The following is a 23,203-nucleotide window of genomic DNA, read 5'->3' on the forward strand; positions in this document are numbered from 1 at the left end:
GCTCCGGTCAGATCGATGGAAACGGATCGGTCGCAACCGGATCGGCGGCGACGGGTATCGGCGGCCATAGTCGCGCCGCCAGCTCTTCCAGCCATAACGCGGCCTCGGTGGCGGGCGCATCGGCGATCATCGCCCGCTGGCGAGCGGGCCGGTGCATCGCGAGGGCCTCGCCGATCGCCTGCATCCAGGCGTCGGCGGACGACGGCAGATGCGGCCGAACGCAGGCGACGCCCGCCGCGGCCAAAGCCTGTGCTTTGCGATGCTGCTCGTCGAAATACCGCCACTCCGGCACCGCCAGCCAGGGGCGTGCCGCGGCGAGGATCTGCTGGCAGGTCGTGTTGCCGGTGGAGGCGATCACCAGATCCGCGGCCGCGACATAGTCGGCGGCATCGTCCACCCAGCCGCGATGTTCGATGTTGGCGGGCTCGGTCGCGTGCCAGTCGCGCACGACCGGTCCGATCGTGATCCAGCGCGCGGCGGGACGGCTGCGCGCACCGACGCCGAGCGGTGCCTGCGCGAAGCCGCTGCCGCCACCGCCGGCCATGACCAGGATCATCTCCTCATCCGCCGCGACGCCGATCCGTTGGCGCGCAAGCTCCCGTTCCGGGATGCGGGTGTCGACCCCCAGACCACCCGCGAAACAGGTCCGCGACAGCATCGCGCCGTCCCATTCGGGCTGCGCCAGATCGGCGTGAAAGGGGGCGAGCAGTCCCGCCGCGCCGTCATAGGCGGCCCGGTGGCCGGCATCGCTCCGATCGCCATGTTGCAGGATTTTGACGTGCGGAACGCTGCAGATGCGGGCGAGCTGTGCGACCTCCGCCGAAACGTCGCAGATCATCAGGGCCGGGTCCGCGTCCGCGAACCACCGCGTCATCGTTGCCATCGCCATCCGAATGCCGGGCCAACCCAGGGGCGCGCAGTGGAGCGTGGAGGGTGTCGGCACCCAGTCCGCCGTCGTGGCTTCATTCCCGGACGGCTCGAACAACGATGGAATGCGCACGACGGTGGCGCGGGCCGGCAGCGTCGGGAAAATGTCGTCCCGCGCGGAGAAGATCGTCAGCGGCCGATCGACCGGCAGCGCATGGGCGATCGCGGCGCAGCGTTCCGCGTGACCACGCCCCTGATGATGCACGAAATAGCCGAAGGGGCGCGTCATGCCGCGATCTTCGTGTCGGTCGTGATCCCCAGCCGTTCCAGCCCCTCCAGCACGCCCGCCGCATGGTGTCGCCCGGCACGATAGAGGCCGGGCCGGGGCGTCAGCGCCGCGAGTTCGGAACCGGCATTGCCGACCACGATCGCCGCGCCGCACCGTTCGAGCATGTCCAGATCGTTGCCGCTGTCGCCGGCCGCGACGCAATCGGCCAGCGTCAGCCCGATGCTGCGCGCATAGGCATCGATCGCCGCCGCCTTGCCGCCGCCGGGAGCCAGAACGTCGATCAGTCGCCCGTGCGAAAAGATCACATGCGCGGACAGACCTGCGATGCGCAACGTATCGCGGATCGCCTCGGCATCCCGGGCCGTGCCGAAGAAGCTAAGCTTGTGCAGCCCGGCGGTAGCGTCGGGTTGCGATACGACGTCGAGCGGCGCGAGCGCCGCACGAACGGCGGCCAGATCCCAGCCGATGTCCAGCGTGGCGGCAAAATCCGCGCAGGCCCCCCAGTCACCGCTCGCATCGCGGCGCATGATCCGGGTGCCGACATCGGTGATGAACGCGTCCGGCTCCGGAAGTCGCCACTGGACCAGCACCCGGCGGGCATCGGCGAAGGAGCGACCGGTCGCAACGACGAAGGGCATGTTCCCGGAGCGACGCCACCGCAAGAATGCCTCGGCCCCGCGGATACAGCCGGTCAGCGTGTGATCGATATCGCATGCGAGCAGTGCCGGTCGACGGCGCATCCCCCTGTCCAATCCCGCATAAACGGCGATGGAGCGCCTCGCATAGCGGGTCCAGTCGTACTGGCCGTGGTGCGCGCGGGCCGCGGCCTGGAACCGGGCGTGGAGCGCGGCATCTTCGATCACCGCGCTGCATGCGTCCGCGATGGCCGACGGGTCGCGCGGATCGATCAGGATGCCGTGGCCGATCGCCGCAACGATTTCGGTGGGGCCGCCGTGCCGCGTCGCCACGACGGGCACGCCTGCCTCCGCCGCCTCGATCAGGGTCAACCCGAACGGTTCGTGCAGAGCGGGATTCACGAACACGCCACCGAGCGCCGCGCGCCGGTACAGCGCGGCGACATCGCCCGCGTCATGATGCGGGGGCAACGCGACGCGCCGGCGCAGCGACGGCGTATCGCACAGGTCGCGCAATTCCCGGCGCACGGCGTCTTCTTCCGGAGAAGACCGGCCGTCGTCCTGTCCGGCCAGGATCACCAGATTGGCGTGTTCGTACAAACGGGGATGCGCGGCAAACGCACGCACCAGCCCCGCCAGGTTCTTCTTGGCGACGGGGCGGGCGATCGCCAGAACGATCGGCAGGTCCGGCCGATCCAGTACCTCGCCGAGGCGATCGACGAGGCTGCGTGCGGTGAGATCACACCGACGCTGCGGCACGCCGGGCGCGATGCAGTGGATGCGGTCGCTCGCCTCGACACCATATGCCCGCACCTGCCGGTCCGCTTCGTCGCGGGTCGAGACGATCAACGCGTCCGCCTCCGCAATGGCCGCGCACTCCGCGACGATCCGCGCATCGAGTGCGCCGTCATCGAGCCCCTGATCCCGCTTGTCGATGCCCAGCGCATGCGGGGTGTAGACGAAGGGGATGCCGAACCGGCGCCGGGCCTCGATCGCAACCTGCACTGCGTCGGCGAAGTGCGCGTGGATGACATCGGGCAGCGTCGCGAGCGATGCCAGATAACGGCAGAAGGTGCGGGTGAAATCCGGTATTTCCGCCGCGAGTGCTTCCTTTTCGAGGTAGCGGCTGCTGGATGTCGCGATCCGGTGGATCACCACGCGGTCGCCGACCTGCTCCCGATCGAGATCGTGGTTCGCCGGCAGATGCGCCTCGGCGAACCGGCGGGTGACGATGGTCACGTGCGACGATTCTGAAATTTCGGCCTGGGCCTGTGCGGCTTCCATTACATAGGCCAGGTGCCCTCCGGAATCGGCGGTAATGCCGAAATCCAGCGGCGGTGCCTTCAGACATCCGCCCAGCGCCATGTGCAATATGAACAAGCTGCCCCCGTGACCGTTAGCGAGCCGTAACGATCCGGATCGGGCATGTTTCCGCTGATTTCGCACGTTTTTTAATCTATGTGATTTTGTCCGGCTATCAGTCCCGGCTGCCTTTCCAAGCGATCGGCAGCGGCCCGGGGCTACCAAGACCCGACGTCCGACGCCGAAGCGGCAGGCGGGGAACACGGCGACCCATGTCATAGTTTAGGTTGCGGACGGGAGTTCGGCTTACCAGCACGTCTCCGGGGAGGCGTGAATGAACCAGCGAGACGATTGGCACCTGACGGAGGCGCTCGACTACGAGCATGGGCGCGCCGACCCGTTTGCAGCCGCTGTCCGGGCGACCCGCATGCCGATGGTCATCACCGACCCTTCGGAGCCCGACAACCCGATCGTGTTCTGCAACGAAGCGTTCCAGAAGCTGACCGGTTATGATCGCGACGAGATCATCGGGCGCAATTGCCGCTTTCTGCAGGGGCCCGACACGAGCCGGGATGACGTCGCGAGGGTGCGTACAGCGGTAGCAGCGCAGGCGGACATCGCCGTCGACTTGCTGAACTATCGCAAGGATGGCTCCACCTTCTGGAACGCCCTGTATCTCAGCCCGGTGCGCAACGATGCCGGGGACGTCGTATTCTTCTTTGCGTCACAGCTCGACGTTACCGAGCGGGTTCAGGCGCAGATCACGATCGCCGGTGAGAAAACGGCCGTGGAGCGCGAGGTCGAGGCGCGGACGGCCGACCTGAAAGCGGCCCTCGAAGCCAAGACGCTGCTGCTCCACGAGGTGGATCATCGGGTCAAGAACAACCTGACGATGATCGGGTCGTTGCTCCGCCTTCAGGCGCGCAGCATCGCCGATCCTGCGATCACGTCGAAGCTGGAGACCATGCTCGAACGCGTCGATGCGCTGGCCACGGTACACCGCCGCCTGTATCAATCCGAAGACGTCACCCGGTTCGACCTCGGCGCGTTCGTGGAGAACCTCGTTTCGGATGTCGTCGGTGCCAGCGGCCGCACGGACATCGCGATCGAAACCGACGTCACCCCGATCGAGGTGCCGTCCAGCAAGGCCGCGGCATTGGGTCTGATCCTCAATGAAATCACGACCAACGCGATCAAGCACGCCTTCGTCGACGGAAGGGCCGGGACGATCACGATCCGGGCCAGCCTGCAAGGGTGCGATGCCGTCGTCGAAATCAGCGACGATGGTCATGGTCTGGCGTCGGAGCAAGCCAGGCCGGATGGAATGGGCAAGACGCTGATCGCCCGGCTGGCAAGGCAGGTCACCGCCGATGTCCGCTGGTCGGACGCTGTCCCCGGCGCGCGCGTGACCGTCTCCTTCCCGGTGACAGACTGATGTCGAACCATCCGCATGCGCCCCTCAGCGTCCTGATCGTCGAGGATGAGGCGCTGCTTGCCATGGATATCGAGGCGATGGTCGAGGATGCGGGGCACCGGGTCGTCGGCGAAGCGGCGTCGCTCTACGATGTCGAGGGGTTGCCCGGACACCTCCGTCCCGATCTGGCGTTCGTGGATATCCAGCTTGCAAAGGGCACCAGCGGACTGGACGTTTGCGCGGTGATCCGGCGACGCTGGACGGACGCGATCGTCGTGTTCGTTACCGCCAATCCGCTCAAGATTCCTGCCGACTTCGCCGGCGGGCACGGGGTGATCCCCAAGCCGTTTTCCCGCAACGGTCTGATGTCCGCGATGCGCTTCATCGAGGAGGGCGTTTGCGACCCCCCGCCGCTGTCGCCGCAACCGGCCAGCTTCATCGCCGCCCCCGCCTTTGCCGCGTCATGGTCGTGATCCGGTGATATCCGACGGCGACGGACGGCATCCGGGTTCCGCACCTGCCGGTCCGCCGGAGCTGCGGTGTCGTGTTGCCCGATCAACGACTTACCGCTAGGCCCGTTCCCGATTTGGACCGGAAGTCACTCCCCTTCGCGCCGAGCAGGCCATTTGTCGCACCGCCTGTCGTGCAACGAGCGGTGGAAGCGTTCGTGCGCGATCTGGACGACAGTGATCCGTTCGTCGCCGCATTCGATCATTGCATCACGCCGATGGTCGTCAGCGATCCCACGCTTCCCGACAATCCCCTGGTGTACGTCAATCAGGCGTTCGAGCGATTGACCGGCTTCTCGTCGGCGGATGTGGTCGGCCGCAACTGTCGCTTCATGCAGGGCCCCCTGACCGAGAAGGCCGATGTGGACAGGATGCGTCTTGCTATCGCGCGTCGGGAGCGGATCGACGTCGATCTGCTCAATCATCACCGCGACGGCACCCCGTTCTGGAACCGGCTGATGGTCGCACCGGTGTTCGACCGCGCCGGTGAATTGCGCTATTTCGTCGCGTCGCAACTTGACGTCACGCTGGAGCGCCACCGGCTGCAGCAACTGGAACGCGACCGCGACAGCCTGAGCGCCGAAGTCGCCAGGCGGGAGGTGGCGCTGGCGGAACGGGAAGCGCGGCTGGCGCTGGCGCTGGAAGCCGGCGGCCTCGGGACCTGGACGATCGACCTGCCCGCATGGCGGCTCAGCTATTCGCCGAGCAGTCTCGTCAATTTCGGGCGACCGGCCGGTGAGGTCCTGTCGATGGAGGGCATGCTGGCATGCGTCCACCCGAGCGACCGGGAGCTGGTGACGGCATCGCTGAATGCTGCGATCGAGCAGGATGTTCGATATGACATCGAGTATCGCATCCTGACACCAGCGGGAGAACAGCGCTGGATCCACTCGCAAGGGTCGCTGCAACGCCGGGCGGATGGATCACCGTTGGCGATCTCGGGGTTCTCCAGCAATATTTCGGCGCGCAAGTTCGCGGAGGAACAACGGGGGGTGCTGGCACAGGAACTGACCCACCGCGTGAAGAACACGCTCGCGACGGTCGGTGCTGTGGTCAGTCAGACCCTGCGCGACGCGGCATCGCTGGATGCCGCGCGTAAGGCGGTGTCCGGGCGAATCGCCAGCCTGGCATCCGCGCACGAATTGCTGCTGAAGGACGAGATAGAGGGCGCCGCGATCGGAGACATCGTCAAACGCGTGCTGGACCCTTTCATGGACAGCGGCGGAACACGCTTTTCGGCGAACGGTCCGACGGTCCGGCTTACCCCGGAAGTGACGCTGGCACTCTCCATGGCGCTGCACGAACTCGCCACCAATGCGATCAAGTACGGCGCGCTGTCCGTGCCGGACGGTCAGGTGACGATCCGGTGGGCTGTCGAAGGCGGCGAAGCGCAGCGTCGGTTCAGCTTCTCCTGGGCCGAACTCGGCGGTCCCGCGGTAGTGCCGCCGACCCGCGTCGGGTTCGGTACGCGGATGATCGAGCGCGTGTTGTCACGGCACGTGAGAGGCAAGGCCGAGATCAGTTATTTGCCCGAAGGTGTGCGCTTCGAAATCAAGGCGCCGATCTGACCTCGATCCGGATTTCCATACCAATTACGGTTGCTGATGGACCCATCGGTCCCTGTCGCTGGTTGAAGCGACTTAACCGGGATCAACATCATGTGTCATGTGCTCGTCATCGAGGATGATTTCCTCATCGCCGATCACATCATCCAGTTGATCGAAACGGCTGGCGCGACGTCGTTCGCGCAGGCGGGATCACAGGACGAGGCGATCGCGGAAGCCCGTTTGCGCCCCCCCGCCTTCATCATGTCCGACGTCACGTTAAGCGCCGGCACGGGCCCGCATGCGGTGCGCGCGATCATCGCCGAACAGGGCGCGATGCCGGTGATCTTCGTGACGGGAACCCCCGGTGCGTGCCACCCCTGCCATGCGCCGATGGTGATCCTCGAAAAGCCGATCAACGAACGTCTGCTGATCGACACCTTTCGCCGCCTGGCACCGCATTGACGGTCAGCCGCTACCCTCGGCCTGACGCCGCATGAAGGCCCGGTCGATCAGGGCTTCGATCGAGGGGCTGAGCGCCAGACCGATGCCGCTCAACGACTGTTCGACCCAGGGCGGAACCTGCGGATAGTTCGTGCGGGGACGATCCCGTACTTTTCCAGCGCCTTCGTCGCGCGTTTCCCGCTCTGCTTCATCCGGCATCAGTGCCCACACCCGATGAAGCCGGGTGCCCCCATATACCCCCCGGAGGAGTTCCGGTTGGATGAAACACGCTGCGACAGGATGGGACGCGGAAGCGCCTCAAATGTCTCGCAAGACGGTGCCCCTGATACTGGGCAGTCCGGCATGAGAAACTCTGCTGGCGGAGACGGAGGGATTCGAACCCTCGGTACGGTTTCCCGTACGACGCTTTAGCAAAGCGTTGGTTTCAGCCACTCACCCACGTCTCCGGATGCGGCAGTCGGGTGGCTATAGCCAGCGTCGCGGCGGCGATCAACCGTTTGGCGCATCGGTTCGGCGACTCGTTCATTGCGTGGCAAGCCGCGGGTTGGTTAACGTGGCCGCTATGGCGACAGGGGTTCGGGTTATGCGGGGCGGCGGGATCATCATGGCGGCGGTGGCGGCGGCGCTGTCGCTGGGGGCGGGGCCCGTCGCGGCGCAGGTGCGGACGATCGATCCGAACAGCGCGATCGACAGCGACCTCGCCCCCGGCGCGCCCGGCGCCCCCGCCGCATCGCGTCCCTCGCCCGTCCGACCGGCGAGCCCGGCCCCCACCCCCGTTCAGTCCGCGTCACCCGCCATCCCGGCGGACGCCCAGGTCGCCGCGGAAGCGCGCAAGGAGGCGACGACGCGCGCCGCCGACACCTATGAGCGCGACGACCTGCTCGCCGCCGGCGAAGGCGTGTTCGGCAAGGGAGCGGAGGGGCTGGCGGGGATCCTGGAGAAGGTCCTGAAGGACCAGGGGCGGCCCAACGCCTATATCGCCGGACGCGAAGCCTCCGGCGCGTTCGTCGTCGGCGTCCGCTATGGCTCGGGCGTGATGACGCACAAGGTGGAGGGGCAACAGCCCGTCTACTGGACCGGCCCGTCGGTCGGCTTCGATGTCGGCGGCGACGCGAACAAGGTCTTCGTGCTCGTCTACAATCTCTACGACACCGAAGAGCTGTTCCATCGCTTCCCCGGCGCGGAGGGACGGCTCTATCTGGTGGGGGGATTCGCAGCGACGTACCTGCGGCGCGGCAACGTCGTACTGATCCCGATCCGGCTGGGCGTCGGCTGGCGCGCGGGCGTCAACGTCGGCTACATGAACTTCACGCACAAGAGCCGCTGGCTGCCCTTCTAACGCGTCGCGGTCGCGAAGGTCGTGACGCTGCCGTCATGACACTGGCGGAGCACGCTCCGTCGGGCTAGGCTTGCCGCGATGCAGGCGATCGCGGTCTACAGCCCCAAGGGCGGCGTGGGAAAGACCACCTTGTCGGTCAACCTGGCATGGTGCGCAGCGACGCTGTCGGCGCGACGGACCCTGTTGTGGGACCTCGATCCGCAGGGTGCGTCGACCTTCCTGCTCGGCCATGACCGTGCGCTGGATGGACAGGCGCGCGCGGTGTTCGCACGCGACGTGGCGGCGGACAAGCTGATCGTCGCGACGGGGATCGATCGGCTCGATCTGCTGCCGGCGGATACGTCGCTGCGTGGCCTCGATCTGCTGTTGCACGGGCTGGGAAAACGCAGGCGGCTGAACCGGTTGCTGGAGGCGCTGGCAGATCGGTACGACCGGGTGATCCTCGACTGCCCGCCGGGTTTGACGGAAACCGCGGAGCAGGTGGTGCGCGCCGCCGCCCTCATCATCGCGCCGGTCATCCCCTCCCCCCTGTCGCGGCGCGCGTTCGACGAGATGGTGCGCCATCTGGATCGCGGCGGCGGGCGACGGCCGGCGATGCTGCCGGTGTTCGGCATGGCCGATCGTCGCCGCAGCGTCCACAATGCAGCGATCGCCGCCGATCCCGACTGGCCCGTCATCCCGATGGCGAGCATGGTCGAGGCGATGGCGACCCGTCGCCAGCCGCTGGGCGCGTTCGCACCGTCCAGCCCGCCCGCACGCGCGGTAGCGAATCTCTGGACCGCGATCGAGCGACGGCTGGCGGCGTAACGCGCTACAAGCGCCCGACAAAATGCGACGGCCGCTGTTCTACACGGCGCACCTGTCAAAGGCTTCGACCCGTCCGACCGGACCGATGTTCACCCGAGCTGCTCTTCGTATCGCCCGACCAACGATGCCGAAGGTGCTCGCCTGCCTTAACAGCGTCGTTGGACTAGCCCTGGCCTGACCTTCCGATCCGGTGAGGCCGAAAACGAACGTGTTTCGACACCGCGCCGATGCCACCTGGTCCGGTGATATGCCGTTTGCGCCGAAGCGAGCCGGCGGTCGCGCCTGCTCGCAGATCACTCACCCTGCCGTCCGATGTGACAGCCTGACCAACGGGACCGTTGCGTTCAGCCGAACTCGACCGCATCGAACCGGATCGGCTTGCCGGCGGGGGCCGCGCCCAGTTCGTCCTCCCACATCGCCGTTTCGCCACGGACGATCGTGCCGACGGGCTTGCCGGTCAGCGTCATGCCCGTGAACGGCGACCAGCCCGCCTTCGACGCCAGCCACGGCTCCTCGACCGTCCACTGCTTCTTCAGGTCGACCACGGTGAAGTCGGCGTCATAGCCGACCACGATCCGCCCCTTGCCGGTGATGCCGAACACGCGCTGCGCGCCCGCGCTGGTCAGCTCGATCAGGCGTTGCAGCGTCATCCGCCCCGCCGCGACATGATCCAGCAGCAGCGGCAACAGCGTCTGCACGCCGGGCATGCCGCTGGGCGAGTTGGGATATTCGTTCGCCTTCTCCTCCAGCGTGTGCGGCGCATGATCGGATCCGATCACATCGGGCACGCCCTGGTTCAACCACGCCCACAGCCCGTCGCGGTGCGCGCCCGACCGGATCGGCGGGTTCATCTGCGCCAGCGTGCCGAGCCGCGGATAGACCTCCTCGCCCGCCATCGTCAGATGCTGCGGCGTGACCTCGCACGTCGCGATGTCCTTGTTCTGGCCGAGCAACGCGAGTTCGGCGGGCGTCGTCACATGCAGAACATGGATGCGCCGCCGCGCGGCCCGCGCCAGCGCCAGAATGCGCCGCGTCGCCAGCAACGCGCTTTCGTCGTCGCGCCAAACCGGGTGCGACGAGGCATCGCCCGTCACCCGCTGATCGATGCGCGCCTGCATCCGCGCCTCGTCCTCGGCATGGATCGCCACGCGACGGTGGCCGGATGCCAGCACGTCCGCCAGCGACGCGTCTTCGGAGACCAGCAGGTCGCCCGTCGATGCGCCCATGAAGATCTTGACGCCCGCGGTGCCGGGCAGCCGCTCCAGCTCCGCCAGATCGGCCGCATTGGCGTTCGTCGCGCCGACATAGAAAGCATGATCGCACCACATTGCGCCGCCGACCGACCCGGAGCCCGGCGCACCGGCCGCACGCGCCAGCTTGTCGGCGATCGCCGCCGCGCTGTCGGTATTGGGCTTGGTGTTCGGCATCTCGAACACCGCAGTCACGCCGCCCAGCACTGCCGCGCGGCTGCCGCTCGCAAGGTCCTCCTTGTGCGTCAGCCCGGGCTCGCGGAAATGGACCTGCGTGTCGATCACGCCGGGCAGCACGTCCAGCCCGGTACAGTCGATCGTGCGGCCCGCGTCGCCGATGCTGCCGATCGCGACGATGCGCCCATCGGTCACGCCGACATCGACCCGTGCGGGGCCACCGGGCAGATGGACGGTGCCACCGGACAGCTTCAGGTCGATCGTCGCCATCGCGGCAGGCTCCTTCGGGTGTTTCGCTTGCGGTGCCGGCTTCCTACCTTGGGGACATGACAGACACCACCCCGGGGATGCTGGAGGATCGCGTCGTGCTGCGCATCGCCGGCGAAGATGTGCGCGGCTTTTTGCAGGGGCTGGTGACGAACGACGTCGCGGCGCTCGCGCCAGATCGACCGGTCTGGGCAGGCCTGCTGACGCCGCAGGGCAAGGCGCTGTTCGATTTCATCCTGTGGGATGGCGGCAATGACGGGTCGGTGCTGATCGACTGCGAGGCGGCGCAGGCGGATGCGCTGGCGAAGCGCCTGACCATGTACCGGTTGCGCCGGGCGATCACGATCGAACGCTCGCCGCTGGCGGTGTGGTGGTCGTTGGACGGCGACCGCGGCGTACCCGATCCGCGGCTGGCGGCACTGGGTGGCCGCTGGCTGGATGAACCGGGCGGGCCGGCGAAAGGTTGGCACGCGCATCGCCTCGCGCTGGGCGTGACGGAGGGCGTCGCCGAACTCGGTAACGGCGAGACATTATGGCTGGAATGCAACGCCCGCGAACGGAACGGCGTGAGCTTCACCAAGGGCTGCTATGTCGGTCAGGAGAATACCGCGCGGATGCACCATCGGGGCAAGGTGAACCGGCATCTGGTGGTGGTGCCGCTGAGCGAGGCCGGGGAGCGGACGCGGGCGGTGTATGCCGACTTGTGCTGGATGGTGGAGCATCGGCGAGTGGAGGCGGATGCCACGTCCGGATAACGGAGCCGATCCACAAAGGTCGAGCCTTCGACGCAAAAAAAGAGGGGCCGGTTTCCCGACCCCTCCTGAAGTACAAGTCGGTCGACCTAGAAGTCGAAGCCGAGCTGAAGACGAATGTACCGCGGCTGCTGATACTGCGACACATAGCCATAGTCGCCGCGCGGGTTGCCATTTGCCTGCGTACCCGTCTCGTTAAAGTCGGTCTCCGCGCTTTCCTTGAACAGGTTGAACACGTCGAGGCGAAGCGTTCCGCTGAACGTGTCGGCAGGGACGCGGAAGACGAGGCTGATGTTCGTCTGCGTAACCCAGTCGGACTTGAACGCCGTACCACGACGGACGAGCTGCAGGTTGCTCTGCGCCGGGGTTCCGGTGCCGGCGGTCGGATCGCTGATGATCTGGCCATTGACGACGTTACAGTAAGCGCCGGCTGCGCCGTATCCGCCCGCGAACACATCGACCCGGCTCGGAACGCGGCCGATACAGCCATAACGACGCGGCGACGAAGCGGCGAAGTTCGCACCGAACGTGAACCAGTCGTTGACCTGATACGAACCGTACGCCTTGATGTTGTGACGACGATCGTTTGGCAGATACCCGTACTGACCGTTGACTAGGCCCGGCTGATCGAACGAGGTGGTCAGGCCGGAGTCGGTCTGGCCGTTGTCCGAGCGGACACCGCCTTCGATGTTACCGTAGCTCTTGGCGTAGGTGTAGTTGCCGCTGAAGCTCCACACACCGTCAAACTCGCGATCGACCGTCAGCGTCACCGCCTTGTAGATGCGCTCTGCCTTCGGATAGCCAAGCTGTGCGCCCGTGAAGTCGATGGTGCGCGCCGTCGACTCGCCATTGACCGGGTCGGACAGCGTGATCGTCGAATTCGAGCCCGGATTGGCCAGCACATACTGGTGGAAGCCATCCCAGATCGGACCGCGCAGGTTCGGGTTGGCGGTCGTCGGCGTCGCCTTGGTGCAGTCCAGATTGTTCTGGGCACAATAGGTGTTCACCGCCGCATCGATCGCGATGTCTTCCAGCGATTCGTTCAGCTTACGGTAGATGCCGAAAGCGCCAACGCGCCAGCGGCTACCAATCCGCTGCTCGTAGCCCACGACGTACTCATCCATCGACTGCGATTTCAGGTTCTTCGCCACCGTGGACTCGGTCGAAGCGGCGACACCATCTGCGTTGACTTCGCAGTTGTTGGTCGTGCCGGTCGAACCCGGCGTCGGTCCGGGACACGCGATGCTGCCGCTGAAGATCACCGGCGCGCCGAGGATCGGCGCATTGTTGGCCTGCGTACCATTCACAAGATAATAGGCGGTGTAATCGAGCTCGGCACCCGCGAGGCGGATGTTCGTGTTGGTCGGCACCGGCAGGTAGTAGCGACCGAAGAAGCCGTAAACCTTGGTACGCTGATCGCCGATCGGATCGAACGACACGCTAAGACGCGGCGCCCACTGGTTGCCGGTCTTGTAGTAGGTGACGCCATTGATGTTGTCGTTCGTGAAACGATCGTTACGAACGCCCAAGTTCATGTTCAGGCGATTGCTGAACAGCGACCATGCGTCCTGCACATAGAAAGCCTCGTTCATCGACTTGAACGAACCACCGGTGATGTACGTACGACCGGCCACGTACAGCGTGTTCGGCGTGCTGACGCGTGCATCGCCCGCCGGACCAGAGTTGTTGTACGTCCAGAACACGTCGCCAGTGTAGTTCGTCTGTGCGACGGTTTTCAGATTCTCCCGATCGTAACCACCGCGAAAGTGATGCTGGCCGAGCAGGTTGACGTAGATATCGGCATCGGCGCGGTAGAATTCGCGCGTGTCGGTATTGTTGTTGATCGTTGTGTTCGGATTGCCGATCAGCACTGGCGTGAAGTTGCCGCTCTGATCGCTGATGCCCGGGTTGACAGTGTCCGCCGGCAGGCCGATGTCCCGCGTCTTGGTCTTGCCGTACGCGCCCGACAACGTCAGCCAGTCGGTGAACTGACCCGTGTAACGACCGACATAGCTCTCACCGCCGCCAAGCCCGACGCCCTGTCCGGCGAAGCTGCCGGTACGCGGACCGGCTGGATCGACGCGGCTGTCATACCCGCCGCCCTGAGCGTCGACGACGTTGAAGCGGTTCGTGACGGTGCGGTCGTTCGTATTGAAGTAGGTGAACTCCAGACGCTGCCCATCGACGATCACCGCGTCCACCTTGCCTCCGTAGAAGGGCGAGTTGTTCGTGGTTACCGTGCGGAACGTACCAGTGCTGAACGGCGGCACAGCCTGCGTCCCGGTGATCGCGCCCGATGCGTTGCGGATCGTCAGGATGGTGTTGGCGTTGGCGGCGAGACCGGTGTCGGCAGTCTTGTAGTTGTTCGTCTGGTAGAAACCATAGAAGAACAGGTGATCCTTGATGATCGGACCCGACAGGTAGAACACCGACTGCTTGCGATCGCGAACGTCGTCAGCGTTCCACGCGTACAGCGTGTTCCTCTCGTCTTCGCGCAGGTCGTCATTCTCCCAGTTAAAGAGCATGCCGCCGTGGAATTCGTTACCGCCCGACTTCGTCGTTGCGTTGATAAACGCACCGGTGAAGCGGCCATATTCAGCCGGGATCGAACCGATCTTCGTTTCAACGGTGTTGTAGAATTCGAACGGCACCAGCGCGGCGCCGAGGCCGTTGCGCTGGTTGGTGACGTTCAGACCGTTGATGAAGAACGCGTTTTCCGACACCGACGAGCCAGCGACCGAAGGCAGGTTGCCGAAAGTGGTATCGCCGGCAAGGGCGCCGGGTGCCAGCAGCACGACCGAGGTCAGGTCACGGGCGACGGGAACGCGCGTGGCGAGCTCACCGATGGGGATGACCGCGCCGACCGTGTTACGATCGAAGTCCGACGTCTGCACGCGACCCGCGGTGACGACGATGTCGCCGCCGGCCGAGGCACCCTCGACCGCCAGCGTGAACTGGTTGGCGGAGTTGCCCTGCGTCAGCACGACGCTGTTGTCGTTCAGCGTGTCGAAGCCGGGGGCCTCGATCGTGAACGTGTACGTGCCCTGCGGCAACGCGGCGACGCGAAAGCTGCCGTCGTTGCTTGTCGTGACGTTGCGCGTGAAACCCTGATCGTTGGACGTGACCGTCACCGTGGCGCCGGCGATCGGCTGACCATTCGTACCCTGAACGCGACCGGTTGCATTAACGTTCGTGAAGTCCTGCGCCGCCGCCGGAGCGACGAAACCCATCGCGCCGACACCGGCACCGAGCAGCGCCAGCGCGTGAAGCGCCGTGCCGCCGCGCAGCATCTTGCGCGCGAAATTTAAGCTGTTGGTCACGTGAAGCCATCCCCTTAGCTGCGACGACAACGGCTGCTTTACAGTCCGGGTCATCCCTGAGCGCCCCTCCTCAGCCGTGCATCAACGGCATGAATTAGGGCATGGCGATAGCAATGCGGGGCGGTATGCCGCCTGTAAAGGTCGGCATTCATAAGAGGTTCAAGATTAGGATCGGGTGTAACGCGAAAGCCACAAACACCCGTCAAAGGGGCTGGTTCCCTGCCTATGCCGCGATCATCGGAAAACATTGTGCCCGTTCAACGGGCATTTTCTACAGGCACACCAGCGACCAGCAGTGGATCGAGCTTCGCGCCCTGCCATTGCAGGCTCCAGTGGACGTGCGGACCGGTCGCCCGGCCGGTCGCCCCGGACAGGGCGATCGGCTGGCCCTGGCGGACATGTTGCCCGACGACCACGTCGATGCGCGACAGATGCAGCAGCGCGCTGTTCAGCCCGCCCCCGTGGTCCAGCATCAACAGATTTCCCTCCAGCGTGAAGGGCCGCGCCGCTGCTAGGATCACGACGCCGTCCGCAGGAGCGGTGACGACGGTGCCGGTGGGCACCGCGACGTCCGCGCCGGAGTGATAGCTGCCGGGCTTGCCCTGATACACGCGCTGCGCTCCGAACCGGCCGGACAGCCGCCCCACGGCGGGCCAGCGCAGGTCCTGCCGCCAGCCGGCCGCATCGCTGACCTTCGCCCGCGCCGCGACGATCTGCGCGAGTTCGGCGGGACGCAGCGCGGCGAACTCGGCATCGGTCTTGCCGGCCCGGTACGGGGCATCGACACGCTCGATCGGCCAGTCGCGCGGGGCGACGGCCAACGGCCGCTCGGCGCGCGTGCCGTTGGATGCGGTCAGGACCAGCAGAGCCGAGGGTCCGGCATCGCGGTCGAAGGCGATCAGGAACGCACCGTCCGGCGCGATAGAAACGGGCTTGCCGTCCAGTGACAGCGTGCCGCCGCTGGCCGTACCACGCAGGATGCCGCCCTGGATGGGCTGCCCGGTCACGGTCAGGCGCGGCGCGGGTGCCGGAACCGGAGCAGGCGCGGCCACTCGTGGTGGCGGTGGCGATGCGATCTCCGGTGCACCGACACATGCGACCAAACCGGCGCTTATCAATACCGCGCTAGCCACCGTCACGCGCGTCATTGCGGCGCGAGCGCCTCGCTGGCGATCGCGGCGGTGGCATAGGCAGCCTGGTCGCTCACGCTCCAGTAGCGCAGATCCTCCAGCCGGATGCGCGCGCTCGTCACCGCGCAAACGACGTGGTCGCCCGGCGACAACACGCGAAAGCCGTTGGCCATATAATGAAGGCGCGCCGCGCGGTCGGTGTTGGACATCAGCATCGAAGGGAACTTTCCGGATCAGAGCAGCGTCGGCTGCGCGTCGGTGGCGACATAGGCGCGGCCTCCACTCCGCTCAACCCGCGGCCGGGCTGTAGAGGGGGCAGCGGCCGGCGCACCATCGACCCGCGCATCGACCGCGCCGTCCCTGAACCGAAGCGTCACCGCCCCCGCTGCACGCACCGCCGCGCTGGACGACAGCGTCTCTCCACCCGCGCTGGCCGTCACCCGGGCATAGCCGCGCTCCAGCACGTTGTCGGGGTTGAGCGTCTGCACCAGCCGCCATGTCGCCGCCAGCCGGTCGCGCGACGCCGCCACCTGCCGCTCCAGCACCGCCGGCCGCAAGGCCCCCGCCGCACGATCGAGCGTCCCGCGCGCCGCGACCACCCGCCGCTCCAGCCCGCGATCGAGCCTCTGCCCCGCCTCGTCGGCGCGCTGCCGCTGAGGACCGAGCAGCGCATCGCGCTTCGGCAGCAGGCGCGCGACGCCGTCCAGCCGCTGCCGCCCGTAATCGACATAGCGACGCGCGCAGCGCTCAATCCGCTGGCGGTGGCTGGCGACGGTCAGGCGCAGGTCGGCGATCACCGGCACCGCGATCTCCGCCGCCGCCGTCGGAGTTGGCGCGCGCAGGTCGGCGGCGTGATCGCATAACGTGGTGTCAGTCTCGTGCCCCACAGCGGAGATGATCGGGATCGAACAGTCGGCCACGGCGCGCACGACAACTTCCTCGTTGAAGGTCCAAAGGTCCTCGATCGAGCCGCCGCCCCGCGCGACGATGACGAGGTCTGGGCGCGGTACCGGTCCGTCCGCGGGCAAGGCGTCGAAGCCGCGCACCGCCGCGGCGACCTCCGCCGCCGCGCCCTCGCCCTGCACCTTCACCGGCCACACGACGACGTGGGTCGGACAGCGGTCCTCCAGCCGGTGGAGGATGTCGCGGATCACGGCGCCGGTCGGGGACGTCACGACGCCGATGACGCGCGGCATGAACGGCAGCGCCTGTTTGCGACCGCGGTCGAATAACCCCTCGCCGGCCAGCTTGGCGCGCAGCTTCTCGAATAGCGCCATCAACGCGCCGGCACCGGCCAGCTCCATCCGCTCGATCACGACCTGATATTTGGAGCGGCCGGGATAGGTCGTCAGCTTGCCGGTCGCGATCACCTCGATCCCGTCCTGCGGACTGAAGGCCAAGTGCGACGCCGCCCCCTTCCACATCACGCCGTCGATCACCGCCGCCTCGTCCTTCAGGCAGAGATAGGCGTGACCCGACGCGGCGCGCTTGTAGCCGCTGATCTCGCCGCGCAGGCGAACATGGCCGAACTCGCCCTCCACCATCCGCTTGAGCTTCATCGACAGCTCGCCAACCGACAACGCGAGCGCGTTGTCGCCGGGCACGGCCTCCGCTACGAGCCGGGCTTCATCGGAAAAGGGGTCTGGCATGAACGTCCTGCTACTGGGCTCGGGGGGGCGCGAACACGCACTGGCGTGGAAGCTGGCCCGGTCCAAGTCACTGGATACGCTGTATGCCGCACCGGGCAACCCCGGCATCGCCGGCCATGCGACGATCGTAGCGCTGGACGCGACCGATCACGCCACCGTCGCCGGTTTCTGCCGCGACCATGCGATCGGCCTTGTCGTGATCGGGCCGGAGGCGCCGCTGGTCGACGGGCTGGCCGATTCGCTGCGCGCGGCGGATATTCCGGTGTTCGGGCCATCGAAAGCGGCGGCGCAACTGGAGGGATCGAAGGGTTTCACCAAGGACCTGTGCGCCCGCGCCGGCATTCCCACCGCCGGCTATATCCGCGTCACCGACCGCGCGACCGCGGAGGCGGCGCTGGCGGGTACGTTCGGGCTGCCCGTCGTCATCAAGGCGGACGGGCTGGCGGCGGGCAAGGGCGTGACCGTCGCGATGACGAAGGACGAGGCGATGGCCGCGATCGCCGACCTCTTCGCGGGCGATGGCGGCGAGGCGGTGATCGAGGAGTTCCTCGATGGCGAGGAGGCCAGCCTGTTCGTGCTGACCGACGGCACCACGCTGATGCCGTTCGGCTCCGCGCAGGATCACAAGCGGGTCGGCGACGGCGACACCGGTCCGAACACCGGCGGCATGGGTGCGTACAGCCCGGCCCGCGTGCTGACGCCCGAGTTGGAGGCGCTGGCGATCGACACCATCGTCCGCCCCACGGTCGAGGCGATGGCGGCAGAGGGTACGCCCTTCGTCGGCGTGCTCTATGCCGGGCTGATGCTGACGCGGAGCGGACCGAAGCTGATCGAATACAACGCCCGGTTCGGCGATCCGGAGGCGCAGGTGCTGATGCCGCGCTTCGAGGGCGATCTGGTGCAGGTGATGCTGGCCTGCGCCACCGGCACGCTGGCGGAGGTTGCACCGCCGGTGTTTTCGGATCGGACAGCCCTGACGGTCGTCGTAGCAGCGGCCGGCTATCCCGCCGCGCCGCGCACCGGCGGGCGGATCGTGGGTCTGGACGAGGCGGAGGCCACCGGCGCGACCGTGTTCCAGGCGGGGACCCTGACCGATGGCGGCACCCTGCGGACCAGCGGCGGCCGCGTGCTGGCCGTGACCGCGCTCGATGACAGCGTCGGCGCGGCGCAGGCCGCCGCCTATCGCGCGATCAAGGCGTTGCGGGTGGAGGACGGGTTCCACCGGACCGACATCGGCTGGCGCGAAATAGCGCGGGAGACCCGTTGATCGCCCATCGCCTATGTGACAATGTCACATCGGGGTATCCGGGTCGACTGGTTGCGCCGGGAGGGTTCATCATGCGTCTTCGTGCCGCCGTCGCCGCCGTCTCGTTGCTGGTCACCACGTCGGCGGCCCCGCCCCCGCCCGCACCGCCGTCACCGTCACCATCACCGTCACCGGCGCTTCAGAGAACCGGAGGAGCGGCGCGATCGGTCGCCCGCCATCCCGACGCACGGTCGCCGGTGCATTGCCGCATCGGTGACGGGGGGGCCGGCCTCGCCCAATTCGCACCGGGGGCGCCGATCGCCCCACCTCCGCCGCCACCGCCACCGCCACCGCCACCGGCGCCCGCCGTGACGACCAGCGAGATCATCGTCACCGGTACGTCACGCGTCGCGACGTCGGCCATCATACCCTCGGCAATCGTCAGCGGAGCCGCACCGTACGGCGCCCCCGGCAACACCGAACGCTATGCGGGCAAGGCAGTGGCCGCCATTCACAGCGTCGCCGATACGCCCGTCTCCACCTTCTCGATCGATGTCGACACGGGATCCTATGCCAATGTCCGCCGCTTCCTGAAGGAGGGGCAACCGGTGCCGGCGGAAGCCGTCCGTACCGAGGAACTCATCAACTATTTCCGCTACGATTATCCGCGACCGGCCGATGCCGCGCAGCCGTTCAGCGTCACCACGGACGTGGTACGGACGCCGTGGAACCCCGATACCCGGCTGCTGCGAATCGGCTTGCGCGGCTACGACGTGACGGCAGCGACACGGCCGCCGGTCAATCTCGTGTTCCTGGTCGACGTGTCGGGATCGATGGACAGCCCGGACAAGCTGCCGCTGGTGAAGGCGGCGCTGTCCGGGCTCGCCGATCGGCTGACCTCGCGCGACCGGGTATCGATCGTCGTGTATGCCGGCGCGGCGGGCATCGTCCTCGATCCCACGTCGAACCCGAACTATGTCAAAGCAGCGCTGTCCTGCCTGTCGGCGGGCGGCAGCACCGCCGGCGGAGAGGGCCTGGAACTGGCCTATGCCACCGCGCGCGCCGGCTTCGTCAAGGATGGCGCCAACCGCATCCTGCTGGCCACGGACGGCGACTTCAACGTCGGCGTCGCCAGCAACGATGCGATCGAGGCGATGGTCAGGCGGAACCGCGACGACGGCATCACCCTGACGACGCTGGGCTTCGGTACGGGCAACTACAACGAGGCGATGATGGAGCGCATCGCCGACGTCGGCAACGGCAACTATGCCTATATCGACAGCGCGATGGAGGCCGAGAAGGTGCTGGGCCAGGAAATGGCCGCGACGCTCGTCACGATCGCCAGGGAAGTGAAGGTGCAGGTCGAGTTCAATCCGGCCTTCGTCGCGCAGTACCGGCTGATCGGGTATGAGAACCGGGCGCTGCGGGACGAGGATTTCATGAACGACGCGGTCGATGCCGGCGACATGGGGGCGGGCCATCAGGTCACGGCCCTGTACGAAGTCGTACCCGTCGGCGCGAAAGGGTGGACCGAACAGCGGCGCTATGCCGGCAACGGAGCCGCCGCCATGCCCGCATCCGGGGCGGAGCCGGGAGGAGAGATGGCCTATGTCCGGCTGCGCTACAAGCTGCCCGCCGGGGGTGCTTCGCGCGAACTGGATCGGCCCGTGTCGGCGGCATCGCTGCGCACGGCGGTGGTGCCGGCGGGGGATACGGCCTTCGCAGTGGCGGTCACGGCCTATGGCCAGCGGCTGCGTGGCGATCCGCTGCTGGAGCGATACAGCTTCGCCGACATCCGGCGGCTGGCGGGCGATGCGCCGGATTACTGGCGGCAGGAGTTCGGGCAGCTCACCCGGCTGGCGAACCGCGACGTGCACCGGTCCGCCGGCAGCGACCGGGCGACGGACGCGGATTAGCACTCGCAGGCATCGGACCAGCGGGTTAGACACGGCGTCATGAACGAAACCAGCGCCACCGCATCCGCTTCCGGTACCAGCCTGCTGCCCGATGGCACCGGGGTCATCACGACGATCCACCTCGTCCTGATCCTGCTGATCGCGCTCGCCGCCGTGGCGGTCATCGTCATCGGTGCGCGTCGCAAGCGTGCGCGCCGACAGGCCGAAATGCAGGTCGAACGCAATGCGGAGCAGGCGGGTATCGAACCGGCCGCGCCTGCGCCTGTCGCGGGTGAGGAGGTGAGCGTTACGCCGCCGCCACCGCCGCCGCCCTCACCGGTGGTCGAGCAGGTCCAGAAGCAGTCGCAGCTTTCTGCACAGCCCGTTGCGACCGAGCCCATGCCGGTCGTGACACCGCCTGCCGATCGTCGTCCTGCTGCCGATCCACTGCCGGCCGACCCCACGTCGCTGTCGGACGAGCCAATCCCGGCCGCTGCGCCGCTCGACGCCAGCCCGGCGACGCTTGCAGGCGACTTGCCGGGTCCGGACATCATCAAGCGCGACGCCGCGCCGCCGGTGTCGGCGGATGCGCCGGTGACGACCCTGAAGGGCCTCGGGCCGAAGGTCGCGGCACGGCTGGCGGAGCTGGGCGTCACGACTGTTGGTCACATCGCGGCGCTGACCGATGCTCAGGCAGAGGCGCTGGACGCCGAGCTCGGCGCGTTCCGGGGGCGCATGAGCCGGGATCGCTGGATCGAACAGGCACGCTTCCTGTCGGCGGGCGACCGGGCGGGATTCGAGGCGGCGTTCGGGCGGCTTTAGATCGGAAGGTCAGGCCAAGGTTAGTCCAACGCGCATATCTCGGCAGGCGCATGCCGGGACGAGCGCGGCATGACGTAGACAGTTGCCCAGACGCTGCCGACGCCGCGATCGACCTTCCAACCCCCCGCTTCCTAAACCGCGCTGACGAGCAGCTTGTCGATGCGACGGCCGTCCAGATCGACCACCTCGAACTGCCAGCCTTGTTCGACGAAACTCTCGCCCTCCAGCGGCAAATGGCGGAACGCGGCGAGCGCAAGGCCGGCGGCGGTGGCGTAGTCGCGGTCCTCGGGCAGGTCGATGCCGAGCCGTTCGGCCAGCGCGTCCGCCGAGGCGGTGCCGGCGACGAGCAGCGATCCGTCGTCGCGCTCGACCACGGGCGGCGATTCGTCGGGATCGGCATCGGATGCGAACGCGCCACCGATCGCCGACAGCAGGTCGGCGGGCGTCACGATCCCCTCGAAATGACCGTATTCGTCGTGGATCAGCGCCATCGGCACCTCCGCCTGTCGCAATGCGAGCAGCGCGTCGGGGGCATCGATCACGTCGATCACGACGGGGGCCTTGCGCATCAGCTTCGCCAGATCGAGCGGCTCGCCGCGGAGCAGCGTCGCGGCGATGTCGCGCGACTGCACCACGCCCTCGACCGCGTCGATCGATCCGCGCGCGACCGGCAGACGGGTGTGCTGGCTGGCCATCAGCTTAGCCCGCATCGCGTCTTCGCCGGCATCGAGGTCGAGCCAGTCGACCTCCGTGCGCGGCGTCATGATCTCGCGCACCGGCCGGTCCGCAAGACGGACCACACCAGAAATGATCGAGCGTTCATGCTCCTCGATCACGCCGGATTTAGACGCCTCCGCGACGATCAGGTGCAATTCCTCCGCCGTCACCTGATCCTCGTTCTCGCGGTCGAGGCGCAGCAGGCGAAAGATCAGCGCGCTCGATTGATCGAGCAGCCAGACGATCGGCGCGGTCAGGATCGCGAGCCAGCCCATTGGCACCGCGACCAAGGCCGCCACCGTCTCGGGCGAGCGCAGGGCGAATTGCTTGGGCACCAGTTCGCCGACGATCAGCGAGGCATAGGTCGTCAGCGCGATGACCAGCGCATAGCCGACCGTCGATGCGGTTTCCGTAGACAGGCCCAGCATCTCCAGCCGCGCGGCGGTCGGCGTGCCAAGGCTCGCGCCCGAATAGGCGCCGGCGATGATGCCGATCAGCGTGATGCCGATCTGGACGGTCGACAGGAACTTGCCGGGATCGGCGGACAGGGTGATCGCAGCGCGGGCGCCGCGCTTGCCGGAGCGGGCCATCGCTTCCAGCCGGGCCTTGCGTGAGGACACCAGGGCCAGTTCGCTCATCGCGAACACGCCGTTCAGCGCTACGAGCGCCAGGATGATTAGGACATCGATCCAGGGAAAGGGAGGAAGTGCCATCGGCTTGAGCGGTTCCTTAGCCGGGATGATCCGGCCGCCACAACCGTTCATGTTGCGATTCGGTTCGGGTCAGCCCCCAGGGTCAGGTCGCGTT

General features: G+C 67.2%; 19 protein-coding genes and 1 tRNA gene. 10 read left to right on the forward strand and 10 right to left on the reverse strand.

The window, feature by feature from the left end; genetic code table 11:
* Positions 1-7 precede the first annotated feature (7 nt).
* Both ASG07_RS11595 and ASG07_RS11600 read right to left on the reverse strand, forming a co-directional pair.
* Positions 8-1,156, reverse strand: coding sequence for a glycosyltransferase (locus ASG07_RS11595; RefSeq protein WP_055846412.1), 1,149 nt, complete (start codon positions 1,154-1,156; stop codon positions 8-10).
* Complete coding sequence (locus ASG07_RS11600; protein ID WP_236694673.1) at positions 1,153-3,156, reverse strand: HAD-IIB family hydrolase; 2,004 nt, start codon at positions 3,154-3,156, stop codon at positions 1,153-1,155. Before ASG07_RS11600 ends, ASG07_RS11595 begins: the two co-directional genes overlap by 4 nt.
* A gap of 271 nt (positions 3,157-3,427) precedes the next feature.
* Between ASG07_RS11600 and ASG07_RS11605 the strand changes: the two genes are divergently transcribed.
* The 4 genes from ASG07_RS11605 (at position 3,428) to ASG07_RS11620 (ending at position 7,025) form a co-directional block, all read left to right on the forward strand.
* Positions 3,428-4,528: a histidine kinase dimerization/phosphoacceptor domain -containing protein gene (locus tag ASG07_RS11605; protein ID WP_055846418.1), complete on the forward strand. Its 1,101-nt coding sequence runs from the start codon at positions 3,428-3,430 to the stop codon at positions 4,526-4,528.
* A complete protein-coding gene (locus ASG07_RS11610) occupies positions 4,528-4,980 on the forward strand; it encodes a response regulator (protein WP_055846421.1) in 453 nt (150 codons plus the stop codon). Before ASG07_RS11605 ends, ASG07_RS11610 begins: the two co-directional genes overlap by 1 nt.
* Positions 4,981-5,174: 194 nt before the next feature.
* Complete coding sequence (locus tag ASG07_RS11615; protein ID WP_236694653.1) at positions 5,175-6,584, forward strand: HWE histidine kinase domain-containing protein; 1,410 nt, start codon at positions 5,175-5,177, stop codon at positions 6,582-6,584.
* 90 nt (positions 6,585-6,674) lie between these two features.
* Positions 6,675-7,025 (forward strand): response regulator, encoded by a 351-nt coding sequence (locus ASG07_RS11620; protein WP_055846427.1) that lies wholly within the window; start codon positions 6,675-6,677, stop codon positions 7,023-7,025.
* A gap of 3 nt (positions 7,026-7,028) precedes the next feature.
* Here the strand turns inward: ASG07_RS11620 and ASG07_RS11625 are convergent, their stop codons facing one another.
* Both ASG07_RS11625 and ASG07_RS11630 read right to left on the reverse strand, forming a co-directional pair.
* The gene (locus ASG07_RS11625; protein ID WP_055846432.1) at positions 7,029-7,223 is read right to left on the reverse strand and encodes a hypothetical protein; all 195 of its coding nucleotides are present in this window, start codon (positions 7,221-7,223) and stop codon (positions 7,029-7,031) included.
* 158 nt (positions 7,224-7,381) lie between these two features.
* Positions 7,382-7,471, reverse strand: a tRNA-Ser gene (locus ASG07_RS11630).
* Between the two features lie 137 nt (positions 7,472-7,608).
* Here ASG07_RS11630 and ASG07_RS11635 point away from each other — a divergent pair.
* Positions 7,609-8,364, forward strand: coding sequence for a DUF1134 domain-containing protein (locus tag ASG07_RS11635; protein WP_156361858.1), 756 nt, complete (start codon positions 7,609-7,611; stop codon positions 8,362-8,364).
* A 78-nt stretch (positions 8,365-8,442) separates the two neighbouring features.
* Complete coding sequence (locus tag ASG07_RS11640) at positions 8,443-9,171, forward strand: ParA family protein (protein WP_055846439.1); 729 nt, start codon at positions 8,443-8,445, stop codon at positions 9,169-9,171.
* Positions 9,172-9,515: 344 nt separating this feature from the next.
* Here the strand turns inward: ASG07_RS11640 and ASG07_RS11645 are convergent, their stop codons facing one another.
* Positions 9,516-10,868 (reverse strand): dihydroorotase, encoded by a 1,353-nt coding sequence (locus ASG07_RS11645; protein ID WP_055846442.1) that lies wholly within the window; start codon positions 10,866-10,868, stop codon positions 9,516-9,518.
* A gap of 56 nt (positions 10,869-10,924) precedes the next feature.
* On the opposite strand from ASG07_RS11645, the gene ygfZ reads away from it, so the two are divergent.
* Positions 10,925-11,620, forward strand: coding sequence for a CAF17-like 4Fe-4S cluster assembly/insertion protein YgfZ (gene ygfZ / locus ASG07_RS11650; protein WP_055846445.1), 696 nt, complete (start codon positions 10,925-10,927; stop codon positions 11,618-11,620).
* 86 nt (positions 11,621-11,706) lie between these two features.
* Here ygfZ and ASG07_RS11655 read toward each other — a convergent pair whose 3' ends face one another.
* From ASG07_RS11655 to xseA, 4 genes are all read right to left on the reverse strand, one after another.
* Entirely contained in the window at positions 11,707-14,937 is a 3,231-nt protein-coding gene (locus ASG07_RS11655; RefSeq protein WP_055846448.1) for a TonB-dependent receptor, read from the reverse strand.
* Between the two features lie 257 nt (positions 14,938-15,194).
* Positions 15,195-15,989: a M23 family metallopeptidase gene (locus tag ASG07_RS11660; RefSeq protein WP_236694654.1), complete on the reverse strand. Its 795-nt coding sequence runs from the start codon at positions 15,987-15,989 to the stop codon at positions 15,195-15,197.
* 92 nt (positions 15,990-16,081) lie between these two features.
* On the reverse strand, positions 16,082-16,282 hold the full coding sequence (locus tag ASG07_RS11665) for a DUF2093 domain-containing protein (protein WP_055846449.1): 201 nt from the start codon (positions 16,280-16,282) through the stop codon (positions 16,082-16,084).
* An 18-nt stretch (positions 16,283-16,300) separates the two neighbouring features.
* Positions 16,301-17,716, reverse strand: coding sequence for an exodeoxyribonuclease VII large subunit (gene xseA, locus ASG07_RS11670; RefSeq protein WP_055846452.1), 1,416 nt, complete (start codon positions 17,714-17,716; stop codon positions 16,301-16,303).
* Between xseA and purD the strand changes: the two genes are divergently transcribed.
* The 3 genes from purD (at position 17,715) to ASG07_RS11685 (ending at position 21,679) form a co-directional block, all read left to right on the forward strand.
* Complete coding sequence (gene purD / locus ASG07_RS11675; protein ID WP_055846455.1) at positions 17,715-18,983, forward strand: phosphoribosylamine--glycine ligase; 1,269 nt, start codon at positions 17,715-17,717, stop codon at positions 18,981-18,983. The two genes, xseA and purD, sit on opposite strands and share 2 nt — an antisense overlap.
* A 71-nt stretch (positions 18,984-19,054) precedes the next feature.
* Positions 19,055-20,878 (forward strand): vWA domain-containing protein, encoded by a 1,824-nt coding sequence (locus ASG07_RS11680; protein WP_082474762.1) that lies wholly within the window; start codon positions 19,055-19,057, stop codon positions 20,876-20,878.
* Positions 20,879-20,917: 39 nt separating this feature from the next.
* Positions 20,918-21,679 (forward strand): hypothetical protein, encoded by a 762-nt coding sequence (locus tag ASG07_RS11685; protein WP_055846459.1) that lies wholly within the window; start codon positions 20,918-20,920, stop codon positions 21,677-21,679.
* Positions 21,680-21,810: 131 nt separating this feature from the next.
* Here the strand turns inward: ASG07_RS11685 and ASG07_RS11690 are convergent, their stop codons facing one another.
* Positions 21,811-23,109: a hemolysin family protein gene (locus tag ASG07_RS11690; protein ID WP_055846463.1), complete on the reverse strand. Its 1,299-nt coding sequence runs from the start codon at positions 23,107-23,109 to the stop codon at positions 21,811-21,813.
* Between the last annotated feature and the right edge of the window lie 94 nt (positions 23,110-23,203).

Source organism: Sphingomonas sp. Leaf343, from assembly GCF_001423765.1.
Lineage (GTDB): Bacteria > Pseudomonadota > Alphaproteobacteria > Sphingomonadales > Sphingomonadaceae > Sphingomonas.